General features: G+C 43.8%; 4 protein-coding genes. All 4 read left to right on the top strand.

From position 1 onward, the window contains the following. On the top strand, positions 1-521 hold a 521-nt coding region (locus ACWVCM_RS01735), incomplete at its 5' end, for an FAD-dependent oxidoreductase (protein WP_455199975.1). 217 nt (positions 522-738) lie between these two features. Further along, entirely contained in the window at positions 739-1,581 is an 843-nt protein-coding gene (locus tag ACWVCM_RS01730) for an AfsR/SARP family transcriptional regulator (RefSeq protein ID WP_455199974.1), read from the top strand. Positions 1,582-1,919: 338 nt separating this feature from the next. Further along, positions 1,920-3,596 (top strand): ShlB/FhaC/HecB family hemolysin secretion/activation protein, encoded by a 1,677-nt coding sequence (locus tag ACWVCM_RS01725; RefSeq protein WP_455199973.1) that lies wholly within the window; start codon positions 1,920-1,922, stop codon positions 3,594-3,596. Positions 3,597-3,607: 11 nt separating this feature from the next. Continuing rightward, positions 3,608-6,308: two-partner secretion domain-containing protein (locus ACWVCM_RS01720; RefSeq protein WP_455199972.1), on the top strand; the 2,701-nt coding region annotated here is incomplete at its 3' end.

The raw sequence follows: 6,308 nt of genomic DNA, 5'->3' as shown, positions 1-6,308 counted from the left end.
CTGCGATGGACTGTCACCGCACATCTATACGTCAAGGCGCCGAGTCGGTCACCTGCGCTTATCGTCGTGATGAGGAAAATATGCCGGGTACCAAGCGCGAGGTTGTCAATGCCAAGGAAGAAGGCGTGCAATTCCTCTGGAATCGCCAACCGGTGGAAATCGTCGGCAATGGCAAGGTAGAAGGCATCAAACTGGTCACAACCCAGCTCGGCGAACCCGATGAACGTGGCCGGCGTCGGCCAGAACCTGTTCCGGGATCAGAAGAAATCGTTCCCGCAGATCGCGTCATCATTGCCTTTGGATTTCGCCCTAGCCCGGCGGACTGGTTCAAGGACTTCGGCATTGAGCTAGACGACCGTCAGCGTGTTAAAGCGCCTGCCGACCATGAATTTAAATACCAAACCAGCAATCCCAAGATTTTTGCCGGTGGTGATATGGTGCGCGGTTCCGATCTCGTGGTGACTGCTGTTTACGAAGGCCGTGAAGCTGCCGAAGGTATTCTCGACTACCTGGAAGTTTAATCCAGCCCAGTAGTCCGACTTTCTTATTACCCTTCCTTTTAAGTTCATCCAGCTATCGCCTGGATGATTATTGACCTGCCTGGTTAATAATCCCCACAAAAATCTGAACTACCCCTTTTCTTCGCAAAACGCGATCAATTGATACCACATACTAAACCCCCCGCCTGCTTGGCGTGTCACAGCCATTACATAGACCAGCAAAGACCGAGGGATACCCATGCCAACTTCACTATACAAAACTGCGCCTACAACCGAGTTACAGTTTTTCACGGACAAAAAGCAAATTATTGAAACAGCTATAAACAGTTACCCAATCGTCATTACCACGTTAGGGCATTTTTCCATCTATAAATACGGCCAACTGATTAATGCACACGGTAGTAGCCAGCACAAACCCAGCGAATTGTTAAAACTGCTAATCGCCCTGGGAAGCCGCTCTGTAGGTGAAGTACGAATCAATGATGCATTGTGGCCCGATGCGGATGGCGACGTCGCACACACTTCGTTTTCGGTAACCCTGCATAGGGTTCGTAAATACCTGACCATGGAGTCCATGCAACTACTGGATAGCCACTTAACCCTGAATGACCAGGAGTGCTGGGTGGATGTATGGGCGCTGGAAAAAACCATGAACCAAATAAAGGCTCAGACTCACTCGAACGAATTTGAACTTGGCAATATTAATAAGCTGGCAAACACGCTATTAGTACTATACCAGGGGCACTTCCTGGGATACGAAGACGAACAATCCTGGTTTATCGCGTTCCGAGAAAAACTGAAAACCCGGTTTGTTCGCTGCCTTTCACAAGTTTGTGATATTTTCGAGCAACACGGACATTGTGAACAGGCTATCGACTATTACCGAAAAGGAATTGAAGTTGAACAATTATCGGAGGCGTTCTATCAACGCCTGATGAAATGTTACATGAAACAAGGTCGATACATCGAAGCAGTTGCCGTTTACCAGCAGTGTCAGCGAGTCTGCAAAGCCTTAACCGGATTCGAACCATCAGCAGCGACTAACGCAATATACCAGGAAGTATCCCGCGTCGCTGCTTAACCGTTGCATAAAAACAGATCAATCAAACAAAGGATTAGTAATTATGAACCAGTTGATATTTATTGCACCAACTAGTAGTTACAAATAATGTGAACTATTTACATTTGTGCAAACCGTTATTGTTGCGAAATATACCGGGTTTTATACTGGCGCAAATTCATGGGAGATTGGCAGGATTGCTATTTTCATCATAGTTTCACTTAAACGAGAATGTAGCCACTGCATTTAGCGATACCAGAACTCATCACTTAGATTGTGGCTCCATTTTCTTTACGCAAAGTCCACTCACAAAAATATAAACGATAATGCTGCGTAAATTTACTGGCTTAACAGGTGTCATGTTAATACTGTTTATCGACAGTGCTGCTGCCGTGGAAGGCATATTCCCATTTAGCCGTCCGTCCGATGAACGACCTGATATCTTTAAGCAACAACCTTTCAAACCACATGAACAGCCCAAACTTGATCTACCTCCCGTTGAACCAGCAGAACCAAATGACAAACAAATATCCAGGGTTTTAGAGTTCAAACTGGAGAACGTCACATTTTCGGGGAACACCGTCTTCAGCAATGACCAGTTACAAGCGCTGGTTCAACCCTACATAGGTAAAACCATTGACACACTGGATATCCAGCAAATTAAAAACCTGATTACCAAACATTATATTGACAATGGATACCTTAATTCTGGCGCTGTGATCCCGGACCAGGACATCCAGGATGGAATACTGGAAATTAATATTATTGAAGGCGACCTAACTACCGTTAATGTGAGCAACAAAGGACGCCTCAGGGACCAGTATATTTCGGATCGCATTCGCCTGGACCCGCATAAACCGTTTAACCTTTATGTATTGCAGGAGAGGCTTTACTTATTACAACAGGATCCACGTATAAAAAGAATCAATGCTGATTTGGAGCCTGGCGATAAAAAAGGTGAAAGTAAACTAAATATAGAAATTACCGAGGAACGGCCTTACAGCTTCTTAGTGCAGGTGGATAATCACCGCCCTCCTTCCATCGGCGAATTTCAGGGGACACTACGATTCCAGCACCTGAATATTACCGGTTTTGGCGACAAAATTGATCTGACTTACAATCACACAGAAGGGCTCAATAAAGGTTATATCAATTATCAATGGCCTTTGACTGCTGATGACAAAATTCTATATGCAGCCTATGAGTTAAGTGATTCCAAGGTAGTAACAGATGAGATCAAAAACCTTGGAGTCGATCTGGAAAATGAATCGAACACGGCCACAATTGGCTTCACCATGCCGTTTTATCAGGCAAGTACCGAGACCCTTAATGGCTCTCTGCAGCTGGATAAACGCTACAGCAAATCATATGTTGATGGTGACGGCTTTGACTATGCGGGTACAGGTTCAGTTGATGGCGTCACGCGCATCACTGCGCTTAGACTCATTCAAAACTACCTCAAATTCACGCCTGACACTGTCTTATCATTTCGCCATATTCTCAGCATTGGATTAGATGCTTTAGATTCCACCCTTGAGAGTGACAATGAGGATGGCGATCCGGACAGCAAGTTTGTCGCCTGGCTAGCGCAGTTTCAGTTCGCCAAACAGTATCCCGCAATAGGTGTGCAAACTGTTTTCCGAACCGATTTTCAAATTGCGGACGACAACTTAATGCCCATGGAAGAAATCGCTGTTGGTGGTGCAACCACTGTCCGCGGTTACCGGGAAAACCAGCTAGTCAGGGATAACGGACTAATTGCATCACTGGAAGTGCGAAAAAGCATATTCCAGAGCGAGTCTAACCAACATCTAATACAAATTGCCGCCTTTTCTGACTACGGACGAGCCTGGGCAAAAGATGACGCAATAGAAACCGCCACTATTTACAGTGTTGGCCTCGGCATGCGATGGCAATGGAATAGAACTGGAGCGGCAGACCTGTACTGGGGTAAGCCTTTGAAAGACGTTAATAATCCTGACGATTCATTACAGGACGATGGTATACATTTTAAGCTGGTTGGATACTTCCCCTAGAGGAACAGCATATGGACAAAGCCTATAAAGCAACTTGCAAGCATATTGTCAAAGCCATCATAGGTAGCACCGGATTCTGTTGCTACCTGCCTGGTGTTCAGGCTGATGTTACGTTTGACGGCAGCATGGGATCTACCGGAACATTAACCGGTCCTAATATGGAAATTACGGCCGATATGGGGAAGATAGCTGGCAATAATTTGTATCACAGCTTTAGTGACTTTAACGTCAATACTGGACAAACAGCGAATTTTTCTGGCCCTGCTAACATACAGAACGTATTCGGCCGCATAACGGGCAGCAATCCGTCCAACATTGATGGCATTATCAGCAGCTCAATTCAAGGTGCCAACCTGTTTCTCATGAATCCCAACGGCATGCTATTTGGGCCCAATGCCCAGATCAACATTAGCGGTTCCTTTCACGCTACGACCGCTGATTACATCAGCCTGGGAGAACAGGATCGTTTCTATGCAGATATTAATCAAAATACCACTTTATCAGTAGCAGCTCCTTCTGCATTTGGGTTTCTTGATAATACCACCGGCGACATCACAATCAACGGTAGCACTATCGATGTTCTTGATGGAAATACCGTTTCCCTGGTTGGAGGGAATATCGAATTGTCTGATGGTTCGTCGGTCGCAGCACCCGATGGCAAAATAAATATCGGAAGCACCCAGTCTTCTGGAGAGTTCAACGTCATCACCGAACAAACTGATCTATCGCAGTTTGACCAGCTTGGCACAATCAATCTAAACAGCGACTCAACCATTAATACTAATGGATTTGAAGGAGGAAAAGTTGTTATTCGGGGCGGCGAACTTGTGCTAGACAGCTCCACGGTTAGTTCGAACTCAGAATCTGGATTTCTCAACTCAAATACGATTGGCATGGATGTCGAGTTATCCAATCAATTACTCTTGAAAAACAATGCCCACATTGCCGCAAATACATCTGATTTTTCCGGAAGCGATGCCGGTGACATTAGTATAGCTGCTCCCAAGATTGTAATGAATGATTATTCCAGTATTGAATCATTATCTGCCTCTCTGCTGGATGCTAATAGCGGTGACATCATAGTCAAAGCCGATGACATTCAATTATCAAATTATAGTTCCATTAAATCGAACACACTTGGAACTGGTAATTCGGGTGATATATCTATTACAACATCAAATCTTGATATTCAAGACGCTTCTACTGTTAGCTCGGTAAGCGATTTGTTTTTTGGCCTTGGCGGTAATGCAGGCAATATCAATATAGATGCTGACTCGATTAACATATCCGGACTATCTGGTGCTTTTGATCCAACATTTGATGATTTCACTGGTATTGACGCTAGTGGCGGATTCCTCGGAGGCGCAAGCGGTAATATTGATATCCACTCTAAAAATATTGAATTAGCAAATCGCGCATGGATACGTAGCGATATTTATGGCGATGTTGATGGTGGCGACATTAACATTGAATCCGAAACGTTAAGTGTTGTTGATGGAGCAAGAATAACGACTTCAACGAACTTATCCGCTCAAGGTGGATCAATTAATATCAGCTCAGAAACCATTAAAGTTTCTGGTATAAATCAAGAACCTGACTTTCTCACAGAGGAATATTTTCAATCTAAAATAAGCGCAGCAACTACAGGCTCAGGAAATGCCGGCAATATATTCATAAATTCTGAGAAATTAGAAGTACTGAATGGCGCAACCATTCTAACCCCAACAATTATAGGAGACGGAAACGCCGGAAATATAGACATAATAAGTAAAGATATTTTAATATCTGGTATCAACGAAGCTGTTTATAACCAAGAGTTAGAAAACGGTAGTACAAATGTATTCGCATTAGAATCCACGAGATCGACTGTAAGCTCTGAATCGATTTTTGTAGATTTCTTAGGCTTTGGTGGTACAGGTGGAGATGCCGGCACTATTACATTAACTGGAGAAAACATTACTATAAACGATGGCGCATGGGTTATTACTCGCGCAACTAGTGATACATTAAGCTCAACTGTATCCGGCGATATACTAATAAGTGCTAATTATCTATTACTGAAAAACGGCGGATCCGTTAATACCACAATAGAAAATGCAGGGAATGCTGGAAATATCTACATTAACGCGCATTCAACCAACATAATTGGCTCTTCGTCAGAACTTGATAAAACAGGGATGTTTAGTTCAACAGGAGGAAATAGTACAGGCCAGGGCGGAGACATTACTATAGATTCCACCGAGCTGAGCATTAAAGATGGCGCAGCAGTCAACGCGGAAACTTCAGGGTCAGGTAGAGGTGGTAACATTAATATCTTTGGTAAAAAATTAGTTCTAACAGGAACCAATTCTACAACTGGCGCCAGATCAAAAATATCGGCATCAAGTATAAGCACTGAAAACTCTCTTGCAACTGGTGACGGTGGCAACATAAATATTGAGTCAGACCTCGTAGCAATCAATGAAAGCGGCCTTATTTTTTCTGGTTCCACCGGAACAGGCAGCGGCGGCAATATAAAAATATCCGATGCCAATAGAATTTATATTTCTAATCAAGGTGAAATAAGCACAAAAGCACTGCAAGCAGATGGTGGTAATATTTCATTAGATGCAGAATCATTAATCTATCAAGACAATGGAACTGTAAATACATCAGTCAACGGATCGGTAGGCGATGGTGGTAATATTCAAATTGCTACCAACGTGTATGTAT

It is taken from the genome of Kaarinaea lacus (assembly GCF_975902315.1).
This window is presented reverse-complemented; position numbering and strand designations above follow the sequence as displayed.